The sequence below is a fragment of the Pelomonas sp. KK5 genome (assembly GCF_001984095.1).
Classification (GTDB): Bacteria; Pseudomonadota; Gammaproteobacteria; order Burkholderiales; family Burkholderiaceae_C; genus KK5.
Genome location: NZ_LYVQ01000013.1, coordinates 17,134 through 39,312 on the forward strand (window position 1 = coordinate 17,134; position 22,179 = coordinate 39,312).

Sequence of the window (22,179 nt, forward strand, 5' to 3'; positions counted from 1 at the left end):
TCAGGCGATGGCTTCGACGACCAGTGCCTCGGCCGGACAGGCCGCGGCGCCTTCCTTGGCTTCATCCTCCAGGCCGGCGGGCACCAGGTCACTGTCCAGATAGACAAGCCCGTCGGAATCCAGCTTGTAGACCGTGGGGCAGACCTGGGCGCACAGGCCATAGCCGCAGCAGCGGCTGCGATCGGCGATGACGCGGAATTTCGGGGTGTCGGACGAACTCATCTTGTCTCCTGTCGTCGATCTCTTGGCGACTAATTATGCACACTAATGCCGATTGTGTATCCAAATCAGTGATGAGCCGATTGGTGATTATTCGGATGTCGGAATGCCTTTCCATATCTAGAATGAAATGACCTCCCTCCCCGGCCACGCCTCGCGCACGGCACCACTTCATCCTCGCATTCCATCACCATGCCCAGCGCGACGAACGAAGAACACGAAGTGGACGAAGACGCCGACAGCGGCGCCCGCAGCAGCGGCGCCAGCGCCAGCGGCGTCACGGTCAAGCCGGTCTCGAATGCGATCCGCATCCTGCGCTACCTGTCGCAGACCGCAGCGCCCGAGCGCGCCGCCGATATCGCGCGCCACCTGCAGATCAATCCCAGCACCTGCTTCAACATCCTGCGCACGCTGGTCGCGGAGGAGGTGGTCGAGTTCAGTCCGGTGTTCAAGATGTACACCGTCGGCCTGGGCTTGGCCAAGCTCGCCAACCAGGTGATGACACAGGGCCAGCGCATCGAACTGGCCCGCCCGGTGATGGAAGACCTCGCGGCGCGCTACCAGGTCACGATGACGCTGTGGCGCCGTATGGGGCTCGACCGCATCGTGCTGGTCAGCTCCGTCGTGAGCCCGGCCGCACTGCGCATCGACATGCCGCCAGGGCAGCGCCTGCCGCTGCTGATGGGCGCCAGCGGCCGCCTGTTCATCGGTCAACTGGGCTGGAGCGAGGAAGAAACCCGCAAGGAGTTCGAGGGCATCCACTGGTCGCGTCCGATTTCCTTCGACACCTACTGGCGCGAAGTGAACAGGGCCAGGAAGCGCGGCTGGGCCCAGGACGACGGCTACTTCTCCAACGGCATCCTCGCCATCGCCGCCCCGGTCTACGACCCGGCGGGCACCATCGCGTTCACGCTGTCCGCCGTGATGATCCGCGGCCACTACGACGACGCTGGCGTGGACGCCATCGGCGAGGCGCTGCGCGCCGCCGGTACAGCGCTCACCAAGACGCTGTTCTAGGTACAAACACCAGACCGGACTCAATTACTGAACAGAGTCATTGATTCTGTTCAATTTAAATCCTATCATCAGCTCCACATCGGAACCGAGCGCGGCCGCAGTCCGCTTCGCCGCTCACGCAACCCAAGGGGAAGTTGATGAAACTGGAAGACCTGATCCTCGTCAGCGTTGACGATCACGCCATCGAGCCGCCGAATGCCTTCGAGCGCCACATGCCCGCCAAATACAAGGGCCGCCACCCGAAGGTCGAGCAGATCAAGGGCCGCGACGTCTGGGTGTTCGAGGAGCGCGCCACCGGCTACATGGGCCTGAACTCCGTCGTCGGTCGGCCCAAGGAGGAGTACGGCATGGAGCCGCTGTCCTACGCCCACATGCGCCGCGGCACCTGGGACGTGAAGGCCCGCGTCGACGACATGAACGCCAACGGCGTGCTGGGGTCGCTGTGCTTCCCCACCTTCCCCGGCTTTGCCGGCCAGCGCTTCCAGGGCATCGAGGATCGCGGCGTCTCGCTGGCGGCCATCCAGGCCTACAACGACTGGCACCTGCACGACTGGTGCAACGCGGCGCCGGGCCGCTTCATCCCGCTGATGATGGTGCCCTGGTGGGACATGCAGGCGGCCGCCGCCGAGGTCAAGCGCATGGCGGACCAGGGCGTGCATGCGGTCACGCTGTCGGACAACCCGACGGTGCACGGCTACCCCTCCATCCACAACGACCACTGGGATCCGCTGTGGAAGGCCTGCGCCGACAACAACGTCGTCGTCTGCTGCCACATCGGCACCGGCGCCAAGGCGGCCCACGCCTCGGACGAATCGCCGATCGACGCCTGGATCACTTCGATGCCGATCTCGATCGCCAACTCGGCGGCCGACTGGATCTGGGCGCCGATGTGGAAGAAGTTCCCCAACCTGAAGATGGCCCTGTCCGAAGGCGGCATCGGCTGGATTCCCTACCTTCTCGAACGCGCCGACTTCACCTACAACCACCACCACGCCTGGACCAACACCAACTTCGGCGGCAAGAAGCCCAGCGACACCTTCAACAAGCACTTCATCACCTGCTTCATCGAAGACGCCTTCGGCCTGAAGAACCTGGACTCGATCAACGTGGACATGGCCTGCTGGGAATGCGACTACCCGCATTCCGACTGCACCTGGCCGCACTCGGCGGAAGTGTTCCAGAAGCAGTCCGCCCACCTGAGCGACGAGATCATCAACAAGATCACGCACCTGAACGCCATGCGCGAGTTCAGCTACGACCCGTTCAGCATCCTCGGCCGCGAGAACTGCACCGTGGGCGCACTGAAGGCGCAGGCCAAGCACGTCAGCGTGGAGCCCGCGCTGGGCCTGGGCGGCGCCGCGCCGGAGCGTGATCCGAACAAGCCGGTGACCTCGGGCGACATCAACCGCATGTTCGCTGCGGCGGACGCGCAGACGGCGCTGTGAAGGCCGAGCGCTGGGCCGCCCCCGAGCCGGCCTTCGTCCCCGCGGGGGACCGATCGATGTACCCATCGGGCGAGGGGCTCACATGATTGCTCAGGAGTTCAGGTACAGCCGGATTCCTGCGGCGGCCGAGGCTCAGCGCCAGGAGGTCCGCAGCTTTCTGCGTGAGGCGCTGGGCGACTATCCGCCGGAGCGTCGCGCCGATTCCTGGATGGGCTTCGATGCGAGCTTCAGCCGCAAGCTGGGCGCCAGGGGCTGGATCGGCATGGCCCTGCCCAGGCGCTACGGCGGCGCCGAGGCCGGCCCCTTTGCCCGCTACGTGGTCATCGAGGAACTGCTCGCGGCCGGCGCGCCCGTGTCGGCGCACTGGATCGCGGACCGGCAGAGCGGTCCGCTGATCCTGCGCTACGGCAGCGACGCGCAGCGGGACCGCCACCTGCCAGCGATCTGCCGCGGCGAGCAGTACTTCTGCATCGGCATGAGCGAGCCGGGCTCGGGGTCAGATCTTGCCTCGATCAAGTCGCGCGCCCGGCGCATCGAGGGCACGGACCGCTGGCTGCTGAACGGCCAGAAGCTCTGGACCACCAACGCCCACAAGTCGCACTTCATGATCGCGCTGGTGCGCACGGCCGAGCCGACCAAGGCGCGGCATGAGGGCATGTCGCAGTTCATCATCGACCTGGGCGCGCCCGGCGTGACGATCCGCCCGATCCGCGACCTGGCTGGCAGCGAACATTTCAACGAGGTCTTCTTCGACAACGTGGAACTGGGCCCGGAGTCGCTGATCGGCACCGAAGGCCAGGGCTGGGAACAGGTGACGGCGGAGCTGGCCTTCGAGCGCAGCGGGCCGGAACGCTTCCTCAGCAGCATCGCGCTGCTGCACACGCTGATCGACGCCATCGGCCCCGCACCCGACGCGCTGCAGGCCAAGGAGATCGGACGCCTCACGGCGAAGCTGATCGGGCTGCGCACGATGTCGCTGTCCGTCACGGCCCAACTGGCCGCGGGCGCCAATCCGGCGCTGGCCGCTTCCTGCGTCAAGGACCTGGGCACCGGCTTCGAGCAGGAGCTGCCCGAGATCGCCCAACTGCTGCACGACACGCCGCCAAGCACCGCAGGCGGCAGCACCCATGCCCGCGTGCTCGCGCAACTGACGCAGATGGCGCCGTCCTTCTCGCTGCGCGGCGGCACCCGGGAAATCCTGCGCGGCATCATCGCGCGTGGCTTAGGACTGCGCTGATGCGTGAACTCTTCGAATCGACCGTCGAGCGCCTGCTCGCGGATATCTGCACGCCCGAGGCCGTGCTCGCCAGCGAAGGCGGCCGGTGGCCGGCGGCACTGTGGGCAGCCATCGAGGAGTCCGGTTTCACCCTGGCGGCGGCGCCGGAATCCAGCGGTGGCGCCGGCGCGAGCTGGGACGACCTGTTCCCCGTGCTGCTCGCCTGCGGCCGGCACTGCGCGCCCCTGCCCTTGCCCGAAGCGATCCTGGCCAATTGGCTGCTGGGCTGCGCGGGGCTGGAGGCCGTGGGCGGCCCCTTGTCCGTCGCCGTCGATGCCAGACTCAGCTGGGTCGACGGCTCGCTCAGCGGGCGCCTGGGCGGCGTGCCCTGGGGCCGGCATGTGGAGCATGTCGTAGCCCTCGTCGGCACCGATGTCGTCCTGCTGGCCACCGCGTCGGCATCGACCGTCACCGAAGGTCAGAACACCGCCGGCGAAGCCCGCGACGACCTGAACTTCAGCAGCGTCACACCCATCGCCAGCGCCACCCTGCCGGCCGGTCTCGGTGCCGACGCTCTGCTGCAAGGTGCCGCCCTGCTCCGCGCCGCGCAGACGGCCGGCGCGCTCCAGGCCGTGCTGGCCATGTGCACCCAGCATGCCACCGAGCGGGTGCAGTTCGGCAAGCCGATCGGCAGCTTCCAGGCCATCGGGCACCAGATCGCCGTGCTGGCCGAACAGGTGGCGCTGGCTACCGTCACCGCCGAGGCCGCCTGCGCCGAATTCGCGCCGCTGCGGATCGCTTCTGCGAAGGTGTGCAGCGCCGAGGCCGCCGGCATCGCCGCGGGCATCGCCCACGCCGTGCACGGCGCCATGGGCTTCACCCACGAGCACCGCCTGCACCTGAGCACGCGCCGGCTCTGGGCCTGGCGCAGCGAGTACGGCTCGGCGAGCGAGTGGTCGCAACGCATCGGCCGGCTGGCCTGCGCCGGTGGCGCGACCAACTTCTGGCCCGCCATCACCGCCGGAAAATTCAAATGAGCGCTGCCATCGACAACAACAATCCCTTCCTGCTGGTCGAGCGCCACGGGCCCGTCGTGCTGGTCCGCATGAACCGGCCTGAGACGCGCAACGCCTTGTCCGAGCCGCAGCAGATGCAGGAATTCGTGGATCTCTGCCACGGCCTGCGCCGCGACCGCGAGGCCAAGGTCCTGGTGCTGACCGGCAATGGCTCGGCCTTCTGCGCCGGCGGCAACGTCAAGGACATGCAGACCCGCGGTGGCATCTTCGCCGGCAGCCCCTACGAGGTGCGCAACAGCTATCGCGACGGCATCCAGCGCATCCCGTTGGCGCTGTACGAACTGGACCTGCCGGTGATCGCGGCCGTCAACGGGCCCGCCATCGGCGCCGGCCTGGATCTGGCCTGCATGTGCGACATCCGCATCGCGTCCGACAAGGCCCTGTTCGCCGAGAGCTTCGTCAAGCTGGGCATCGTGCCCGGCGACGGCGGCGCCTGGCTGCTGCCGCGCGTGATCGGCCTGCCCAAGGCCAGCCTGATGGCCTTCACCGGCGACACCATCGACGCCGCCAAGGCCGAGCAATGGGGCCTGGTGGCGCAGGTGGTACCGGCCATCGAACTGGAGCAGGAAGCGCTGGCGCTGGCCCAGCGCATCGCCGCCAATCCGGCCCACGCGCTGCGCCTGACCAAGCGCCTGCTTCGCGAAGGCCAGCACATGCGCCTGGACTCCCTGCTGGAGCTCTCGGCCGCCTACCAGGCGCTGGCCCATCACACCGAAGACCATCACGAGTCGGTCAACGCCTTCCTCGAGAAGCGCCCGGCCCGGTACACAGGAAAGTAGTCGCCATGCGCCCCGTCTTCCGCGAAGACCACGAACAGTTCCGCGAAACCGCCCGCCGCTTCGTCGACAAGGAGATCGTGCCCCATCTGCACGAGTGGGAACACGCCGGCATCGTGCCGAAGTCGCTCTGGCTCAAAGCGGGCGAGGCCGGCCTGCTGTGCTCCACCGTGCCCGAGGAATACGGCGGCTCGGGCGGCGACTTCGGCCACTCGGCCGTGATGATCGAGGAACTGGCCCGCGCCAACGCCACGGCCGTGGGCTTCACCACCCATTCGGAAATCGTCGCGCCCTACATCGTCGCCTACGGCAGCGAGGAGCAGAAGCAGCGCTGGCTGCCGCGCATGGTCAGCGGCGAGCTGATCGGCGTGATCGCGATGAGCGAGCCCGGCATCGGCAGCGACCTGCGGGCGATGCGCACCACCGCCCGGCGCGAGGGCGACGACTACATCGTCAACGGCCAGAAGACCTTCATCACCAACGGCGGCAACGCCGGCCTGATGGTCACCGCCACCAAGCTCGACCCGGCCGACAAGAAGTTGACTCTGGTCTGCGTGGAAGAGGAGCGGCCCGGCTTCGCCAAGGGCAAGCTGCTGGAGAAGATCGGCCTGAAGGGCCAGGACACCTCCGAATTGTTCTTCGACAACGTGCGCGTGCCGGTCGGCAACCGCCTGGGCGCCGAGAACGAAGGCTTCAAGTACCTGACCCATCAACTGGCCTGGGAGCGCACCATCATCGGCATCCGCGCCTGCGCCTCGATCGAGGCGCTGCTGGAGGAAACCATCGCCTACACGCGCGACCGCAAGGTCTTCGGCCAGACGGTGTTCGACTTCCAGAACACTAAGTTCAAGCTGGCCGAGTGCAAGGCGCAGGCAACGATGCTGCGTGCCTTCGTCGACGATTGCCTCGCCAAGGCCATGCGCGGCGAGCTGACCGCGGAGGTCGGCGCCATGTGCAAGCTGATGGGCTCGGAGATGCAGGGCAAGGTGCTCGACGAACTGCTCCAGCTGCACGGCGGCTACGGCTTCATGAGCGAGTACAAGGTCTCGCGGGCCTGGGTCGATGCGCGGGTGGCGCGGATCTACGGCGGCACCTCCGAGATCATGAAGGAAATCATTAGCCGGTCACTCTGAACGCGGCAGCCCTGCTGATGACCGCATCGATGCGCCCCTATCCCGCCCGAACCGGCCGCCTGCCGCGCCACCTCAGCGAGGTCACGCCGGAGTGGCTCCAAGGCCTGCTGCGCCACCGCCATCCCGGCCTCGTCATCGAGGGCATGGACGTCGTCGAGGTCAGGAACAGCCACACCACCAAACTGCGCCTGGCGCTCGATCTCAACGAGGCAGGCCGGGCCGCGGGCATCCCTCGGCATGTCTGCCTGAAATCCAACTGGTCGGAAGGCTTCGAGAGCGGGGACATCTGCGAGCTCGAGGCGCGCTTCTACTTCATGATGCAGGGCCACCTGAAGGCACCGATTCCGCGGACCTGGTACGCCGACTGGGACGACGATGGCAGGGGCCGCGGCATCATCGTGATGGAAGACCTGGGCGTGGCCGACGGGGAGTTCGGGCACAGTTCGCATCACCTCGGCGTGGACGGCGTGGCCAAGGGGCTGGAATCGCTGGCCGTGCTGCACGGCGCGCTCTGGGACAGCCCGCTGCTGCGCCAGCAGTCCTGGCTGCAGACCTCGATGGCCACGCCGGTGGACACCGAGCAGGTGCTGCGCATGTACAACTACATCGCGATCAACCTGGCCAAGCCGGCCTACCAGGCCTTCCTGCCGCGCTGGATCTACGACCAGCCCGAGCGCTTCGCCCACGCCTTCGACGAACTGGCCGAGTTCGCCCGCAGCCAACCCGGGCCTCACTGCCTGGTGCATGGCGACTCGCACCAGGGCAACAGCTTCCTGCGCGCCAACGGCGAGCGGGTCTGGCATGACTGGCAACTCGCACGGCAAGGCCAGCCCTGGCGCGACATCACCTACTTCATGCTCGGCGCGCTGACCATCGAGGAGCGCCGCGCCTCGGCTACCGACCTGATCCGCCACTACCGCGAGGCCCTGATGGCCACCGGCGCGCGCGACGTGGCCGACCAGGACACCGCCTGGGACCACTTCCGCCGCTGGCCGGTCTACGGCATGCAAGCCTGGCTCGGCAATGTGGACCAGTGGGGCCAGACCGGCATGCACATGGTCGAGCGCTTCTTCGCCGCGGCCGAGGACATGGAAAGCATCGAACTGCTGACGGCCGGCAAGACGCCGCGGCGTCAGGTGCGCCTTGGCGACAACGCGCGGCCGATCGCGTCCGGCTTGCGCAAGCTGCTCGGCGTGGACGACTGACCGAATTTCAGCGATATCGACAGACCGTTCGCCGAGGCGGCCTGCGCTGGCCTTGCGACCGAGTCCCGGCCACCATGACCGCAACACCGAGGAGACAAGCACCATGACCATCCCATCCCTGTCCGACGCCGACTTCCGCGACCGCTACGGCCCATGGGCGCTGATCTCCGGCGCCTCCGAAGGCACCGGCGCCGAGTTCTCGCTGCAGGCCGCGGCCAAGGGGCTGAACGTCATCCTGGTGGCCCGGCGCGCCGACAAGCTCAAGGAACTGGCCGAGCGCATCCGCGCCGAACACAAGGTCGAGGTCCACACCGTCTCGCTGGATCTCACCGCCGCCGATGCCGCCGCCCAGCTCCAGCAGGCCGCAGCGGGCCGCGACCTCGGCCTCGTGGTCTTCAATGCCGGCGGCGATAGCGTCGGCGGGCCTTTCCTCGACAAGCCCTATGCCTCCTGGCGCACGCTGACCCAGCGCAATATCGACCTGCTGACCGAGGCCTGCCATGCCTTCGGTACCGCCTTCGTCAAGCGCGGGCGCGGCGGGCTGATCCTGGTGGGTTCGGAGGCGGCCCTCGGTGGCTGCGGCCGCCTGGCCATCTACACGGCCACCAAGGCCTATGCGATGAACTTCGGCGAAAGCCTGTGGAAGGAGTTGAAGCCACGCGGCGTCGATGTGCTGAACCTGCTGATCGGCGCCACCGACACGCCGAAGCTGCGCACGGTCTTCGCGAAGAACAATCTCTCGCCCGACGTGGTCCCGCTCACGCCCTCGCAAGAAGTCGCCCGCCTGGGCCTGAGCGGGCTCGGCCACGGCCCGACGCTTGTCCTCAATGAATTGGAGACGCAGGACAACCCGCTCGTCTCGTCGACGATCCGTCGTGAACGGGTCGAGGTGCAGAGCAAGTTCCTGGACAACTTCTACGGTCCCTCCACCTGATGCGATTGGCGGGCGAGGACGCCGCACAGATCATCGAGACGGATGTTGTCATCGTCGGCTCCGGCGGCGCTGGCCTGACCGCGGCAACGGTTGCGGCGCGTCATGGCTTGGAAGTCCTGCTCGTGGAGAAGACTGCCTTCTTCGGCGGGACCACAGCGCTTTCCGGTGGCGGCATCTGGGTGCCTCGCAGCACGCTCGCGGCGCAGGCCGGCATCGAGGAAGCGCCCGAGTCGGCCTCGCGCTATGTCCACGAGGTCGTCGGCGAAAGCCTTCGCGCCGATCTGCTGCAAGCCTTCCTCGAAGCCGCGCCGCGCATGGTCGACTACCTGCACGAGCACACCGCCGTACGCTTCCACCTGCAACGCGGCTTTGCCGACTGGCATCCCGCCGCCGCCGGCTTCATGCGCGAAGGCCGGCTGCTATGCCCGGTGGACTATGACGGCCGCGACCTCGGTCCGCACTTCGCCTCGCTGCGGCCACCGCTGAACGAATTCAACGCCCCGGGCGGCTTGATGATCGGCCTGCCCGACATGGGCCACGCCGCCAACATGACGCGCTCGCTGGCCTCGTTCAGGCACATGGCGCGTCTCGGCCTGGCCTATGCGCGCGACCGTCTGCGCCACCCACGCGGCATGCGACTGACGATGGGCAATGCGCTGGCGGCGCGGCTGCTGCGTTCGGCCATCGATGCCGGCGTGAGCCTGTGGAACCACGCGCCGATGACCGGCCTGCTGACGGAGGGCCGCTCGGTGACCGGCATCACCGTACTGCGCGAGGGCCGGCCGGTGCAGGTGAACGCACGCCGCGGCGTGGTGCTGGCCAGCGGCGGCTTCTCGGCCAACGCCGACATGCGTCGCCGCTACATTCCCTTCGCCGAGCACCATGTGTCGCTGGTCCCGGAGGGCAACACCGGTGACGGACTCAGCAAGGCACAAGCCTGCGGCGGCCGCTTCGACGGCGACAACCACAGCAACGCCGGCTGGGTCGTCGTCTCGGTACTGCGAGAGCCGGATGGCCGCCTGCGCAAGTTCCCGCACCTGTTCCTCGACCGCGGCAAGCCGGGCTGCATCGCAGTCAACCAGGACGGCAGGCGCTTCGGCAATGAGTCCACCACCAACCTGGTCGAGCCGATGCATCGCAGCGGCTCGGTGCCGGCCCACCTGATCTGCGACGACGCATTCATTCACCGCTACGGCTTGGGCCTGGTGCGGCCGGGCGGCTGGGGTCTTCGCCGCCTGGTGGCGGCGGGCTACATCATCAAGGCCGATTCCATCGAAGCCCTGGCGCTGAGGATCGGCACGCCGCCCCAGGCCCTGGCCGCCACGGTGAGCCGTTTCAACGCACAGGCCGAGAGCGGCATCGACGAAGACTTCGCCCGCGGGAAGGACAAGGCCGACCACTTCATGGGCGATCCCGGCCATGGTCCCAACCCCTGCCTCGGCCCCATCAGACACGGGCCGTTCTATGCGGTGCAGATCTTCCCCGGCGATTCGACGACGACTGTCGGCTTGCGGGTCGACACGCAGGCCCGCGTCCTCGACGCAGCAGACCAGCCGATACGCGGCCTGCATGCGATCGGCCTGGACATGAACTCGCTCTGGCGCGGGCGCGCGCCGGGCAGCGGAGCGAACAACACACTGGGCCTCACCTTCGGCTACATCGTCGGACGCGCCTTGGCCGGGGCCTAGCGAACCCTTGCGCCGATTAACCCAAACTTCTCCGCGCCGCTGCTCCCTCAGGACAAGTGATGCTCCCTGACGGATACCGCTCGCGACGGTGCCTCTCCAGAATTCCTGATCGATGCCTCGCCACGGACGAACCGGCGACATCGCATTCCAACAACCAGGACTGGAGACTGCCTTGAGGATCGAAACGAGCTTGAACGACAAGGGCTTGTGGCGCGGCGCCACGATATTGGCGCTGACCGCCTTGTCCGCATGCGGCGGCAATGATGACAAGGTCGATGTGCCTCTCACGCCGCCTGTCTCCACCGGGCCTCTGGCAGCCGCAGCGCAATGCAGCATCGGCGCCCTGCAGGCTGCGGTCCCCAGCGCCGTGTTGACGGCCGCATCCGCCGTAACCCCATCGACGGGAACCGCCTACTGTCGCGTCGACGGCTACGTCACGACCCAGGGCCCGGCCGCGACCAGCAACCAGGTGCGCTTCACCGTCGCCTTGCCGCCAAGTTTCCAGGCGCGCTACTATTTCGCAGGCGAAGGCGGCTCCGCCGGATACCTGCCCGAGCCTTCGGCAAGCCTGCTTTCGGCGGGTTATGCGGTCGCCGGCTCCGACGCCGGCAGCACGACGCCCGGCGTGGACTGGGCGTTCGCGACGGACCGCACCAAGGCCTACGACTATGCCCAGCGCGGCGTGCACGTCGGGACCGCCGCGACCCAGGCCCTGGTGAAGGCCTTCTACGGCATGAGTTCCGGCGCCAACGCCAACCGCCGCCTGTACCGATACATCGACGGATGCTCCGGTGGTGGACGCATGGGCGTCGTGGCGGCCTCCTGGTACCCGGAGGACTTCGACGGCGTGGTGGCCGGAGCGCCCGGCATCAGCGTCACCAACCAGATGTTCTTCGGCAAGGTGGCCAAGTACCTGATCGACCATCCGGATGCCTGGATTTCGCCTGCGCAGCTGCAAGCCCTGGATGCCGCCCTGCTGCAGAAATTCGATGCTGCGGACGGTGCCGTCGACGGGCTGATCTCGGACCCCAGCGTGGTGTCGCTCGATGCGACGTTGAGGGCCGCATTCACGCCGGCCCAGCAGGCACTGCTGGACATCCTGGTGAACGGCATGAACGACTTCGGACTGACCTACCCGGGATACACGCTGGGCAATCCGAACGGCTGGTCGGCCTTCATGCTGGGCGCGACGCCGCCCCCGTGGTCGATGAATCCGACCGATGGTCGCCTTCCACCGGCCGGCTATCTTGTCTTCGACACCACCTCGCGCGGCCTGTTCGGCGCAGGCTACGACTTCGCCAGTGCGTTCAGCTTCGACAACAGCGCCGATGTGAACGGATGGAACGCAATGTTCGAGAGCGTCTTCACCGGCTCGGGCACCGCCAAGGCCGGCAACCTCAACGCATTCTTCCAGCGCGGCGGCAAGATGCTGTTCTGGCACGGCACGGCGGACAACGGCATCTCCCTCAACGACACCTTCCGCTTCTTCAGCGACCTGGCAAGCGCCCAGGGTGGGCAGGCCAAGCTGGCGCAGGTGGCCCAGCTCTACACCGTGCCCGGGCTGCAGCACTGCGGTGGCGGGGCCGGTCCGCAGGACGTTGCGGCGCAGGCGCTGCCGGCACTCGCCCAGTGGGTGGAAGCGGGAACGGCGCCGACGCAGTTGGTGGCAAACCGCGCAGCGGGTACTAGCCTGCCGGCACGGACCTTCCTGTTGTGCCCGCATCCGCAGCGCGCGGTGTTCAAGGGTGGCGTCGCAAACAGCGCGGGCTTGAACGTGAATGACGCGAGCAACTGGAGCTGCCAGGCGCCCTGATCACGTCCCTGTCGTGCGCACGCGCAGCCGATATTCCGACGCCGCCACGCCCAGCTGCTGCCGCGCGAACCTGGCCACCGAGGCCGGCGTCGAGAAGCCCAGTTGGTCGCCGATTTCGGCGATCGACAGCTCGGTCTGGGCCAGCAATCGGCACAGCTCGTCGCGGCGCTGCGCAGCCAGCAAGACCGAGAAGGACACACCCTCGAAGGCCAGGCGGCGGCGCAGCGTCCAGCGCGACATGCCGAGCCGCTCGCACAGCAACGCCAGCAGGTTCTCTTCGTGCGAAGCTTGCGCCGGTGCCTGCAGGCGATCGCGGACCTGCAGGCGCACCTGCGCGGACAGGCTCAGCGCGGCCTGGAACTCCTCGAACTGCCGGTCGAGCTGCTGTCGCGCATAGCGCTGGACGTGCGGGTTGTAGAACTCGAAGGGTTGGTCCAGCACCGCGCCGGAGATCAGACAGGCATTTCCCGAGGCATCGTCGAGGACATGGCAATCGGCCGCTGACTTCAGCGCAGCGCCTGCGCCGGGCAGGCGCCCCCGCACCTCCATCCGAATGAGGGTCGATGCGCTCGCGTCGTAGTGCCTGACGATGTTCTGGGCCAGCATCAGGACGCCGAACGCGGGCGCGCTCGACAGGCCCGCGGAATCGGTCTGCTCGAGAGTCAGCAGCACTCGCTCATGGTCCTCCTTCATCGAAAGCCGGTCGAAGTTGCCCATGACCTGCGGCAGGTAGTGCACGTAGTTGCGCAGCGCCTCGCGCAAGGTCCGGCTGCTGGCCAGCAGCGTCATCAGCGCCGGGTAGAACGTATGCAGGTCGTCGAAACCCCCATCGGCCTGCGGCAGCGGCACGATGCCCAGGGCATCGAACAGGCGCAGCGTCCGGCGCTGCGCAGCGCCTGTGACTCGGCCGTTCCATCCTTCAAGGTCTGCCCGGCAGCTGCCGCTGCGGGCGAGGAACTCAGCCTCGCCCATGCCGTGCTGTTCCGCCACAAGCAGGTAGGTCTGCGCCACGGTCCGCGTGACATAGGCCGCTGGCGGGATCGGCGGCGCCGTGCTGCGCCTGGCTTGAGCTTGCATCGCTGTAGGTCGTGGTTGAGCAGTCGCCTAATCAGAGTAAACACTTATGTCACTCTGTCTCTGTATTTGACACTATCAGCATATCTGTTCAGGAACACACATGTCTATGTCGTCACTTGGATCTCGCGAAAGCCTTTCCGACCCCGTCGCCCTCGCCCGCGCGCTGACGCCACTGCTGGCCCGGCATGCCGAGAATGCCGAGCGCGAGCGCTGCGCCAGCGCCGTGGTGATCCAGGCGCTGCGCGATGCCGGGCTGTTCAAGATGATGTTCGCCCGCCGCGCCGGCGGTGTCGGGCACAAGCTGACCACCCATGTGGAGACGGTCGCTGAACTGGCGCGCGGCTGCCCCGGCACGGCCTGGGCCTTCGGCCTGCTGTCGGGCGTGACCGGCTCGGCCTCGGCGATGCCACCGGCTATCCGCGAACTGGTCTTCAAGCGCGGCGATGAACTGGTGTGCAGCGTGGCCGGCCAGATCGGTACGGCGCGCGCCACCGAGGGCGGCTACATCGTCGATGGGGCCTGGGGCTACGGCTCCGGTTGCCTGCATGCGGACTGGGCGCTGAACGGCATCCGCATCCTCGACGAGCAGGGACAGCAGATCGACGCGGGCTTCGCCTTCCTGCCCTTGGCCGGGCCGGATGTGTCCATCCAGGACACCTGGCATGTCTCGGGCCTCTCGGCCTCGGGCAGCAACACCATCGTGGCGAAGAACGCCTTCGTGCCGGCGACGCTGGTGCTGCGTTTCTCCGCGCTGCGCGGCAGCCGTCCGCTGGCAGAGATGGAGCCACGGGACCGCTGGCCGGTCGAGCCGCTGTTCCCGCTGGGCGTGCTGTCGCCGATGCTCGGCGCGGCCGGCGCGATGCTGGACATCGTCAAGGCGAACATGCCCGTGCGGCCGACGATTGGCTGGCAGTACGGCAAGCAGGCGGACTCGCAGACCTTCGTCGGCCAGCTCGGCGAGGCGGCGCTGGAGATCGACTCGGCCTGGCTGCATGTGCGCCGCGCCGTCTCGATGATCGACGAGGCGGCGCAGAGCCAGCCGCTGAGCGGCTACGAGAAGGCGCGCATCCAGGCGGACTGCGGCTATGCGATGCGTCAGTTGCGCCGCGCCGGCGAGCGCCTGATGGAGATCGCCGGGCCCGGCGCCTTCGCGCTCAGCAGCCCCTTGCAGCGGCTGTGGCGCGACCTGAGCGTCGGCTCGCGGCACACGGCGTTGAACACGATGCTGTCCACCGAACTCTATGGGCGCGCGCTGCTGGGCCAGGCGTCGAACCTGTCGCTGCTGCCCGATATCCGCGAGGCTGCCTGAAGTGGAAGCTAGCACCGCGACCGACGACTTCCGCGTCCGCTCGGCCGCGGAGAAGCGCGAGCGCATGCACGCCCGGCTGATCGCCGCGACGATGGAGGCCTATCTGCAGGCGCCTGCCGGTTTCCACCCGGTGATCGACGACGTGATCCGCGTGGCCGAAGTCTCGCGCGGCACCTTCTACAAGTACTTCGATTCGCTGGACGAAGTGCGCGCCGAGATCGGTCGCAGCATGGCGGGCGAGATGCTGTCGAGCTACGAGGCGCTGTTCGCCGGCGTCGAGGACTACGCCGTGCGCATGGCGGCCGGCCCGCTGATGGCGCTGGCCCGCGCGGCCATGGAGCCACGGCACGCGGCCTTCATCTCGCGCGTCGACTTCATCGAGTTTCTCGACGGCGAGGACCCGCGCAGCGTGATCGTCAAGCGCGGGCTCGAGGAGGCCCGGCAGCGCGGCCAGGTGCAATTCGAGTCGCTGGAGGCCGCGGTGGACCTGGTCGTCGGCGTGAGCCTCGAAGGCGCGCGGCGCATCCTGCAGACCGGCGCGCTGGATGCCGCCTACATCCGCGAGACCGCGACGCTGGTGATGCTGGGCTTGGGGCTGTCCCGCCCGCAAGCCAGCGCTGCCGTCTCCTCCGCCTGGCAGCACCTGCAACAGGTCTCCGACCGACTGCACTGGTGGAGACCGGTCGGCGGCATCTGAGTATCTGAGATAAGACCCCCATTCGAGAAGAAGCACAAGGATTCCATGAGCGAGACAACAGCAACATACGACGTGGTCGTCGTCGGCGGCGGACACAACGGCCTGGCCTGCGCCTGCTACCTGGCGATGGCGGGCAAGAGGGTGGTGGTGACCGAGGCGCTGGAGAAGGTCGGCGGCATGTGTTCGTCGGGCTACCTGATCCCCGAGGCGCCGCAGCACCTGGTGCACCCCTGCGCGCTGGACCTGATGTCGCTGCGGGTCCATCCGATGATGCCGGAGGAACTGGACCTGGCGCGCCACGGCTTCAAGCACGTGGAGATGACGCCGGGCTATGTGTACCTGCATCCGGACGGCCAGTCGCTGGCTTTCTGGCGCGACGTGGACAAGACCGCAGCCGAGATCCGCCGCTTCTCGGAGCCGGACGCCGCCGAGTTCATCGCATTCATGAAGATCGTCAATGCCTTCATCGACATGGCGATCCCGATGATGCGCGTGGACCCGGCGCTGAAGAACTGGGGCGCGAAGTTCCAGGCGCTGAAGGCGCTGCTGCGCAACAAGCACCTGAAACCCGAGATCATGGGCATGCTCGGCAGCCCGGCCTACCAGGTGATCATGGAGCGCTTCGAGCACCCGATCACCCAGTCGGCGCTGTGCTGCCTGCTCGGCGCCGCCGGTCCGATCACCAACGAGGGCACCGGCGTCTACTTCGCGCTGCTGGGCTTCCTGCTGCGCACCGGCGTGGGCCGCGTGGTGGGCGGCATGCAGCAGTTGAGCAATGCCCTGGCCGCACGGCTGGAAGAACTAGGCGGGACGATCCTGCTCAACGCGCCCGCGGCCGAGATCATCGCCCAGGGCGGCAAGGCCACCGGCGTGCGGCTGAAGGACGGCCGCGTGCTGAACGCCAAGGCCGTGGTGGCCAGCATCCATCCGAAGAACGCCTTCGACATCGTCACCCCAGGCGCGCTGGACCGGCGCGCGATGGTGCGCGTGGCGCTCGCGCCGGCCAACGCCCATGGCGGCGCCCCGCTGAAGGTGGACGTGGCGCTGCGCGGCCAGGTCAGCGTCAAGCGCCACCAGGCGATGCGCAGCGACGGGCTGGACCTGCGAAAGTGCGTGCTGCTGATCGGCACGACCGAAGCGGTGCTCGAGAACTTCCGCGCCGCGGCGCGCGGCGAGGTGCCCTCCCTTCCCTATATGTGGAACACGCTGCCCAGCGCGGTGGACCCGTCGCAGGCGCCGGCGGGCCAGGACATCGCCTACCTCTATCCGGTGGCAATGCCGGTCAAGCCCGGCGAAGGCTGGGACGCGATCCGCAGCCGCGTGGGCCAGCAGGTGATCGACCAGGCCAGCGAGTACATGGACGGGCTGAAGGACCTGGAGATCGGTCGCCGGGTCGAGGCCTCGCCGGACCTGGCCAAGCGGCTGAACGTGCACAACGGCTGCGTCGTCCACATCGACACCGGCACGACCCGCTCCGGCGGCATGCGGCCGGCCTTCGGCCTGGGCGGCGAGACGCTGCCGGTGTCGGGCCTGTTCTTCGGCGGCGCCGGCATCCACCCGGGCGGCGGCATCAACGGCCTGCCCGGCCGCATCGCAGCGGGGCGCGTCAAGCGCTTCCTCGGCAAATGACTACACACACCATCAGCGCAGCGGTTGCGCCGAATCTCGGAGTTAGCGAGTTCCGCGCCGGCTGGCCGACGCTGCTGCTGGCCCTGGCCGGCGTGGCCACCAGCGTCAGCGCGTTGCTGATCTACAGCCTCGGCACGCTGATCGTGCCGCTGAGCGACGCGCTGGGCTGGAGCAAGGCGGACCTGCAACTGCTAGTGAGCTTCCTCGCCGCCGGCGGAGCGGTCTCGGTCAACTTCGTCGGCTGGCTCAATGCGCGCTACGGCATGCGCGCGGTGACCGGTGTGTCGATGCTGGCGCTGGTGCTGGCCTTCGCCGCGCTGACGCTGGCGTCCAGCGCCATCGGCTGGCTCTACCTCGGCTACTTCCTGCTGCCCTTCATCGGCATCGGCACCACGCCGGTCACCTGGACCCACATCGTCAACCTGCGCTTCGAACGCCACCGCGGCCTCGCCCTGTCGCTGGTGCTGTGCGGCACCGGCCTGGCCGCGGCCGCGCTGCCCCCGCTGCTAAGCGCCGCCGTCGCGCGCTGGGGCTGGCAGGCCGGCTACCTGAGCCTCGGCGGCCTGGTGCTGCTGTTCTGGCTGAGCACGGCCTGGCGCAGCCTGCCCGCGCAGGGCGTGTCGGCATCCAAGGTGCTAACGGCCAAGGTCGACGGCATCCCGTGGCGGCAGGCCGTGCGAAGCCGCAGCTTCTGGACCTGCAATATCGCGCTGGCACTGGTCGTTTCCGCACTCTACGGCCTGACGGCCAACACCGTGCCCATGCTGCGCGGCCTGGGCTTCAGCGCCGCCACCGCGGCCGGCATCTTCAGCAGCTTCGGCGTGGCGCTGATCGCCGGGCGCGTCTTCGTCGGCGCGCTGATCGACCGCTTCTGGGCGCCGGGCGTCGCGGCAGTCGTGCTCGCGATGCCGGCCATCGGCTGCGCGCTGCTGCTCAGCGCCGATGCGCAGACCCCGCTGGCCCTGCTGATCGCCGCCGTCGCGCTGTGCGGCGTGGGCGCTGGCGCCGAATTCGACATCGCGGCCTACCTGATCTCCCGCTACTTCGGGCTGCGCGACTACGGGCGGCTGTTCGGCATGCACCTGGGCCTGGTCACCATCGGCTCGGCCGTGTCGCCCTTCGCCTTCGGCGCGCTGCTGAAGGCCAGCGGCTACCACCCTCTCTTCATGCTCTGCGGCGGCGCGTGCGTCCTCGGCCCCGCACTGCTGCTCACCCTGGGGCGCTACCCCGACCTTTCCAAGACGGAGACATGACCATGACAAGCCACACCGAAACCGCGACTCAGCAATCGAACGAACAGAAGCTGGAGAGTGTGTACTCGTCGGTCTCAGAAGCCTACCAGGGCACCGGCGCCGACATCTACGCGCTGTGCCGCGAGATGCGCCAGAACTCTCCGGTCTGGGAGGGCGACTTCATCGGCAAGTTCGGCGTGCCGACCAATGCCGGCATGAAGATGCAGACCCGCAAGACCGTGGCCGTCTTCAAGTACCAGGACGTGCTGAACGTGCTGAAGGATCCGACCAACTACACCAACGGCTTCATCGCCGAAGGCCTAGGAGCCGTGTTCGATGGGCTGATCATCCTGGCCATGGACGGCCAGCAGCACCGCAACGTGCGCGCGATGCTGCAGCCGGCCTTCATGCCGGAGACGGTCAACAAGTGGAAGCCGGCGCTGGACCGGATCATGCGCGAGGAGTTCATCGCGCCGCTGGTGGCTGACAAGAAGGCCGACCTGGCGGGCTTCGGCCTGAACTTCCCGATCCGCGCGATCTACGCCGTGATGGGCTTCCCCGAGGACAAGGAGACCTACCGCCAATACGCCACCTGGGGCCTGGCCATCCTGGGCGCCAACATCATCGACCCGACCAAGATCGACGAAGCCCGCCGCCAGGCCGGCATCGCGCTGAAGGGCCTGTACGACTCGATCAAGGGTGTGGTGCAGCAGCGCCGCGCCGAAGGCGCCACCGGCGACGACCTGATCAGCCGCCTGATCCGCGCCGAGTACGAGGGCCGCAAGCTCGACGACCACGAGGTCACGACCTTCGTCCGCTCGCTGCTGCCTGCCGCCACCGAGACGACCACCCGCACCTTCAGCGCCGTGATGACGATGCTGCTGACCAAGCCCGAGCTGATGGCCCGCCTGATGGCCGATCGCTCGCTGCTCAACAAGATCATCGACGAGACGGTGCGCTTCGAGCCGGTGTCCACCTTCAAGGTCCGCGAGGCCGCCAACGACATGGAGATCGGCGGCGTGAAGATCGAGAAGGGCAGCTTCGTCCAGTGCATGGTGGCCTCGGCCAATCGGGACGAGACGGTGTTCGAGAACCCCGACGTGTTCGACGTCGATCGCCGCCAGAAGCCCTCCTTCGGCTTCGGCTTCGGCGCGCACATGTGCATCGGCCAGTTCGTCGCCAAGGTCGAGATCGTCTGCGCGGTCAATGCCGTGCTGGATCTCCTGCCGAATCTGCGCGTCGATCCGACCCAGGCCCCGCCGGTCATCGAGGGCGCCATGCTGCGCGGCGCCAAGAACATCCACGTCATCTGGGACTGAACGCCATGGACGCATCCACCATCCAGGCCTTCCTCCATGCCCAGGTGCAGGCCTGGAACGCGGGCGACAAGGACGGCTTCATCGGCGCCTATCGACAGGCTGCGCCTGACGGCCTGCAGATCGAGTATGTCGGCCGCGGACCGGCCGGCGACGGCTGGCCGGTGCTCGAAGGCATGTGGTCCCAGCAGAGCGCCAAGATCGAGATCGAAGAGGTGCTGCTGGTCGTCAACGGCCTGGAGGCGGCCTGCCACAACCGCAACAAGGTCCGCGGCACGGCGATCGCCATCGAGACCATCGAGCTGTACGACTTCAGGACACCGGGCCGCCTGGCTGTTCGCTACTTCATCAAGCAGGGCTGAGCGGGTGGACGCGGTGCTGCCGGCGCGCAGCCACGATCCGAAGGCCTTTCGCGCTGCATTGGGCTCCTTCGCCACAGGCGTGACGGTCATCACCGCGCGCACGAGCGACGGCAGGCCGGTAGGCCTCACAGCGAACAGCTTCAACTCGGTCTCGCTCGATCCGCCGATGGTGCTCTGGAGCCTGGCCAAGAGCTCGCGCAGCCTGCCGGTGTTCATGGACACCGAGCACTGGGCGGTGCATGTGCTGGCGGCCGAACAGCATGCGCTGTCGGACGTGTTCGCACGCGCGGGCGAAGACAAGTTCGCTGGCCTGGACGTCGTGCCCGCGGCGAGCTCCGGCGTGCCGCTGCTGCAAGGCTGCTCCGCCCGCTTCGAATGCCGCACGAGCTTCCGCTACGAGGGCGGCGACCACGTCATCATCGTGGGCGAGGTCATCGCCTTCGAGCGCAGCGCCCGCTCGCCGCTGGTCTTCCATGCCGGCCGCTACGCCAGGGCCACCGAACACGACCGCTCGCTGCCGCAGGCGCGCAGCGCCAGGGTCGCGGGCGGGCTCAACGACGACATGCTCGGCTACCTGCTCGGCCGCGCGCATTACCAGAGCCACGCCGGCCTGCGCGAGCTGGTGCGCGCGCAGGGCCTGAGCGAAGCGCAATGGATCGTCATCGCGGCGCTGACGGTGCAGGACGGCATCACCGCCGCCAGCCTCGATGCCGCGCTCTCCTACGTGCTCGCCGCTTCCTGCGAGCCCCTCCTCTACACGCTGCTCGCCCAGGGCTGGGTCGCCATCGCCGGCTCGGCCGGCGGGCCGCCGCTGTACCGCCTGAGCGACTCGGGCCGCACGCGCTCGGTCCGCCTGCTGGCCGCCGCCAAGTCGCGCGAGTCAGACCTGCTCGCCCGCATGGATGGCGACGACGGCCTGCTGCTCAAGGCGCTGCTGCGCAAGTTCATCACCTCGACCAACCCCGGCCTCGCCGACCTCTGGCCCGCGTAAAAGGACAAGCATGACAACAAGCACGACAACGGTAGACAGAACAGCCATCGAGCGCTTCATGAAGGGCCAGGTGGCCTGCTGGAACAGCGGGGACCGCGACGGCTTCATGGCCCACTACCGCGAGATGGCGCCCGAGCGGCTGGACATCGGCTACGCCGGCCGCAGCGACCCGAACACCGGCTGGTTCATCATCGAGGAGATGTGGGACAAGCACAACGCGAGCTTCCGGCTCGAAGTGGTGGAGACCATCATCAACGGCAACGAGGTCGCCGTGCACCACCGCAACTGCATCAAGGGAACCGATGCGGTGATCGAGAGCATCGAGACCTACCGCTTCGAGCCGGGCCGCCTGTCGGTCGTCTACTTCCTGAAGCCGCCGGCGCAGGTGGTCGAGCTGGAGCAGTTCCGCGGCTTTGCCACGAACTGAAGGACGGGGCGGCGAAGATGCTGACGCTCTACCACTCGCCCGGTTCCTTCTCCTCGCGCATCCTCTGGCTGCTCGAGGAACTCGAGGCTGAATACGCCGTCGAAGTCGTCAGCTATCCCAAGGCCGACGGCAGCAACGCCGACCCGCGCAATCCGCACCCGCACGGCTACACGCCGGCCCTCTCGCACGACGGCCATGTCGTGACCGAGACCGGCGCCATCGCGCTCTACCTGACCGACCTGTTTCCGCAAGCGCCTGTCGGCGTGCCGCCGGGCGATCCGCTGCGCGGCCGCTACCTGACCTGGCTGTTCTACCAGGTGGGCCTGACCGAGCCGCTGGTCTACATGAAGGGCAACAAGCTGCTCGCGCAGGACGCGCCGATGAGTTACCTGGACGGCGAGATGATGAAGCACATCGAGGCCACGCTTGCCGCCGGGCCCTACATCCTCGGCGACCGCTTCACGGCCGTGGACATCCTCTACATGAGCCTGTTCGAGCACGCCCGCCCGCTGCTGGGTGACAGCGCCGTGATCGACGCCTACCTCGCGCGCGCCGACCGCCCTGCCCGCCGGCGCGCAACTCAGCGATGGCAGCCCGCAACTCAGCGATAGCAAGCC

The 22,179-nt window shown here is 68.0% G+C and carries 22 protein-coding genes; 19 read left to right on the forward strand and 3 right to left on the reverse strand.

The genetic code is table 11. The annotated features are described in order from the left end of the window. Positions 1-222 (reverse strand): ferredoxin, encoded by a 222-nt coding sequence (locus tag B0W88_RS03155; RefSeq protein WP_077033200.1) that lies wholly within the window; start codon positions 220-222, stop codon positions 1-3. Between the two features lie 189 nt (positions 223-411). On the opposite strand from B0W88_RS03155, the gene B0W88_RS03160 reads away from it, so the two are divergent. From B0W88_RS03160 to B0W88_RS03195, 8 genes are all read left to right on the forward strand, one after another. After that, positions 412-1,236 carry an IclR family transcriptional regulator gene (locus B0W88_RS03160; protein WP_083748538.1) on the forward strand — a complete coding sequence of 275 codons (825 nt, stop codon included), beginning with the start codon at positions 412-414 and terminating at the stop codon, positions 1,234-1,236. Between the two features lie 137 nt (positions 1,237-1,373). Then, the gene (locus B0W88_RS03165; RefSeq protein WP_077033201.1) at positions 1,374-2,681 is read left to right on the forward strand and encodes an amidohydrolase family protein; all 1,308 of its coding nucleotides are present in this window, start codon (positions 1,374-1,376) and stop codon (positions 2,679-2,681) included. An 82-nt stretch (positions 2,682-2,763) separates the two neighbouring features. Further along, positions 2,764-3,918 (forward strand): acyl-CoA dehydrogenase family protein, encoded by a 1,155-nt coding sequence (locus B0W88_RS03170; protein ID WP_077033202.1) that lies wholly within the window; start codon positions 2,764-2,766, stop codon positions 3,916-3,918. Next, positions 3,918-4,934, forward strand: coding sequence for an acyl-CoA dehydrogenase family protein (locus tag B0W88_RS03175; protein WP_077033203.1), 1,017 nt, complete (start codon positions 3,918-3,920; stop codon positions 4,932-4,934). The genes B0W88_RS03170 and B0W88_RS03175 overlap by 1 nt, the downstream gene beginning before the upstream one ends. After that, positions 4,931-5,752 carry a crotonase/enoyl-CoA hydratase family protein gene (locus B0W88_RS03180; RefSeq protein ID WP_077033204.1) on the forward strand — a complete coding sequence of 274 codons (822 nt, stop codon included), beginning with the start codon at positions 4,931-4,933 and terminating at the stop codon, positions 5,750-5,752. Before B0W88_RS03175 ends, B0W88_RS03180 begins: the two co-directional genes overlap by 4 nt. 5 nt (positions 5,753-5,757) lie before the next feature. Further along, complete coding sequence (locus B0W88_RS03185) at positions 5,758-6,882, forward strand: acyl-CoA dehydrogenase family protein (protein ID WP_077033205.1); 1,125 nt, start codon at positions 5,758-5,760, stop codon at positions 6,880-6,882. A 17-nt stretch (positions 6,883-6,899) separates the two neighbouring features. After that, complete coding sequence (locus B0W88_RS03190; RefSeq protein ID WP_077033206.1) at positions 6,900-8,087, forward strand: phosphotransferase; 1,188 nt, start codon at positions 6,900-6,902, stop codon at positions 8,085-8,087. Between the two features lie 103 nt (positions 8,088-8,190). Continuing rightward, positions 8,191-9,021 carry an SDR family oxidoreductase gene (locus B0W88_RS03195; RefSeq protein WP_077033207.1) on the forward strand — a complete coding sequence of 277 codons (831 nt, stop codon included), beginning with the start codon at positions 8,191-8,193 and terminating at the stop codon, positions 9,019-9,021. Here B0W88_RS03195 and B0W88_RS35090 read toward each other — a convergent pair. Continuing rightward, positions 9,003-9,125: a hypothetical protein gene (locus B0W88_RS35090; RefSeq protein ID WP_255378644.1), complete on the reverse strand. Its 123-nt coding sequence runs from the start codon at positions 9,123-9,125 to the stop codon at positions 9,003-9,005. The genes B0W88_RS03195 and B0W88_RS35090 overlap by 19 nt on opposite strands. Here B0W88_RS35090 and B0W88_RS03200 point away from each other — a divergent pair. After that, positions 9,072-10,709, forward strand: coding sequence for an FAD-dependent oxidoreductase (locus tag B0W88_RS03200; RefSeq protein ID WP_233151608.1), 1,638 nt, complete (start codon positions 9,072-9,074; stop codon positions 10,707-10,709). The genes B0W88_RS35090 and B0W88_RS03200 overlap by 54 nt on opposite strands. A 172-nt stretch (positions 10,710-10,881) precedes the next feature. Then, positions 10,882-12,522 carry a tannase/feruloyl esterase family alpha/beta hydrolase gene (locus B0W88_RS03205; protein ID WP_158080786.1) on the forward strand — a complete coding sequence of 547 codons (1,641 nt, stop codon included), beginning with the start codon at positions 10,882-10,884 and terminating at the stop codon, positions 12,520-12,522. Here B0W88_RS03205 and B0W88_RS03210 read toward each other — a convergent pair whose 3' ends face one another. Continuing rightward, the gene (locus B0W88_RS03210) at positions 12,523-13,599 is read right to left on the reverse strand and encodes an AraC family transcriptional regulator (RefSeq protein WP_077033210.1); all 1,077 of its coding nucleotides are present in this window, start codon (positions 13,597-13,599) and stop codon (positions 12,523-12,525) included. A gap of 106 nt (positions 13,600-13,705) precedes the next feature. Between B0W88_RS03210 and B0W88_RS03215 the strand changes: the two genes are divergently transcribed. From B0W88_RS03215 to B0W88_RS03255, 9 genes are read left to right on the forward strand one after another with little or no spacing between them, the layout of a single operon-like run. Next, positions 13,706-14,908 carry an acyl-CoA dehydrogenase family protein gene (locus tag B0W88_RS03215; RefSeq protein WP_198937758.1) on the forward strand — a complete coding sequence of 401 codons (1,203 nt, stop codon included), beginning with the start codon at positions 13,706-13,708 and terminating at the stop codon, positions 14,906-14,908. A gap of 1 nt (position 14,909) precedes the next feature. Beyond that, the gene (locus tag B0W88_RS03220) at positions 14,910-15,605 is read left to right on the forward strand and encodes a TetR/AcrR family transcriptional regulator (protein ID WP_077033212.1); all 696 of its coding nucleotides are present in this window, start codon (positions 14,910-14,912) and stop codon (positions 15,603-15,605) included. A 45-nt stretch (positions 15,606-15,650) separates the two neighbouring features. Continuing rightward, on the forward strand, positions 15,651-17,234 hold the full coding sequence (locus tag B0W88_RS03225) for an NAD(P)/FAD-dependent oxidoreductase (RefSeq protein WP_077033213.1): 1,584 nt from the start codon (positions 15,651-15,653) through the stop codon (positions 17,232-17,234). After that, positions 17,231-18,487, forward strand: coding sequence for an MFS transporter (locus B0W88_RS03230; protein ID WP_077033214.1), 1,257 nt, complete (start codon positions 17,231-17,233; stop codon positions 18,485-18,487). Before B0W88_RS03225 ends, B0W88_RS03230 begins: the two co-directional genes overlap by 4 nt. Positions 18,488-18,489: 2 nt before the next feature. Then, entirely contained in the window at positions 18,490-19,785 is a 1,296-nt protein-coding gene (locus B0W88_RS03235) for a cytochrome P450 (protein ID WP_077033215.1), read from the forward strand. A gap of 5 nt (positions 19,786-19,790) precedes the next feature. After that, positions 19,791-20,144, forward strand: a complete 354-nt coding sequence (locus B0W88_RS03240) for a hypothetical protein (RefSeq protein WP_077033216.1) — start codon at positions 19,791-19,793, stop codon at positions 20,142-20,144. A 4-nt stretch (positions 20,145-20,148) separates the two neighbouring features. Further along, complete coding sequence (locus B0W88_RS03245) at positions 20,149-21,135, forward strand: flavin reductase (RefSeq protein WP_198937759.1); 987 nt, start codon at positions 20,149-20,151, stop codon at positions 21,133-21,135. Positions 21,136-21,145: 10 nt separating this feature from the next. Continuing rightward, the gene (locus B0W88_RS03250; RefSeq protein ID WP_077033217.1) at positions 21,146-21,562 is read left to right on the forward strand and encodes a hypothetical protein; all 417 of its coding nucleotides are present in this window, start codon (positions 21,146-21,148) and stop codon (positions 21,560-21,562) included. 17 nt (positions 21,563-21,579) lie between these two features. Next, complete coding sequence (locus B0W88_RS03255) at positions 21,580-22,173, forward strand: glutathione S-transferase family protein (protein WP_077033218.1); 594 nt, start codon at positions 21,580-21,582, stop codon at positions 22,171-22,173. The last annotated feature ends 6 nt before the right edge of the window (positions 22,174-22,179 follow it).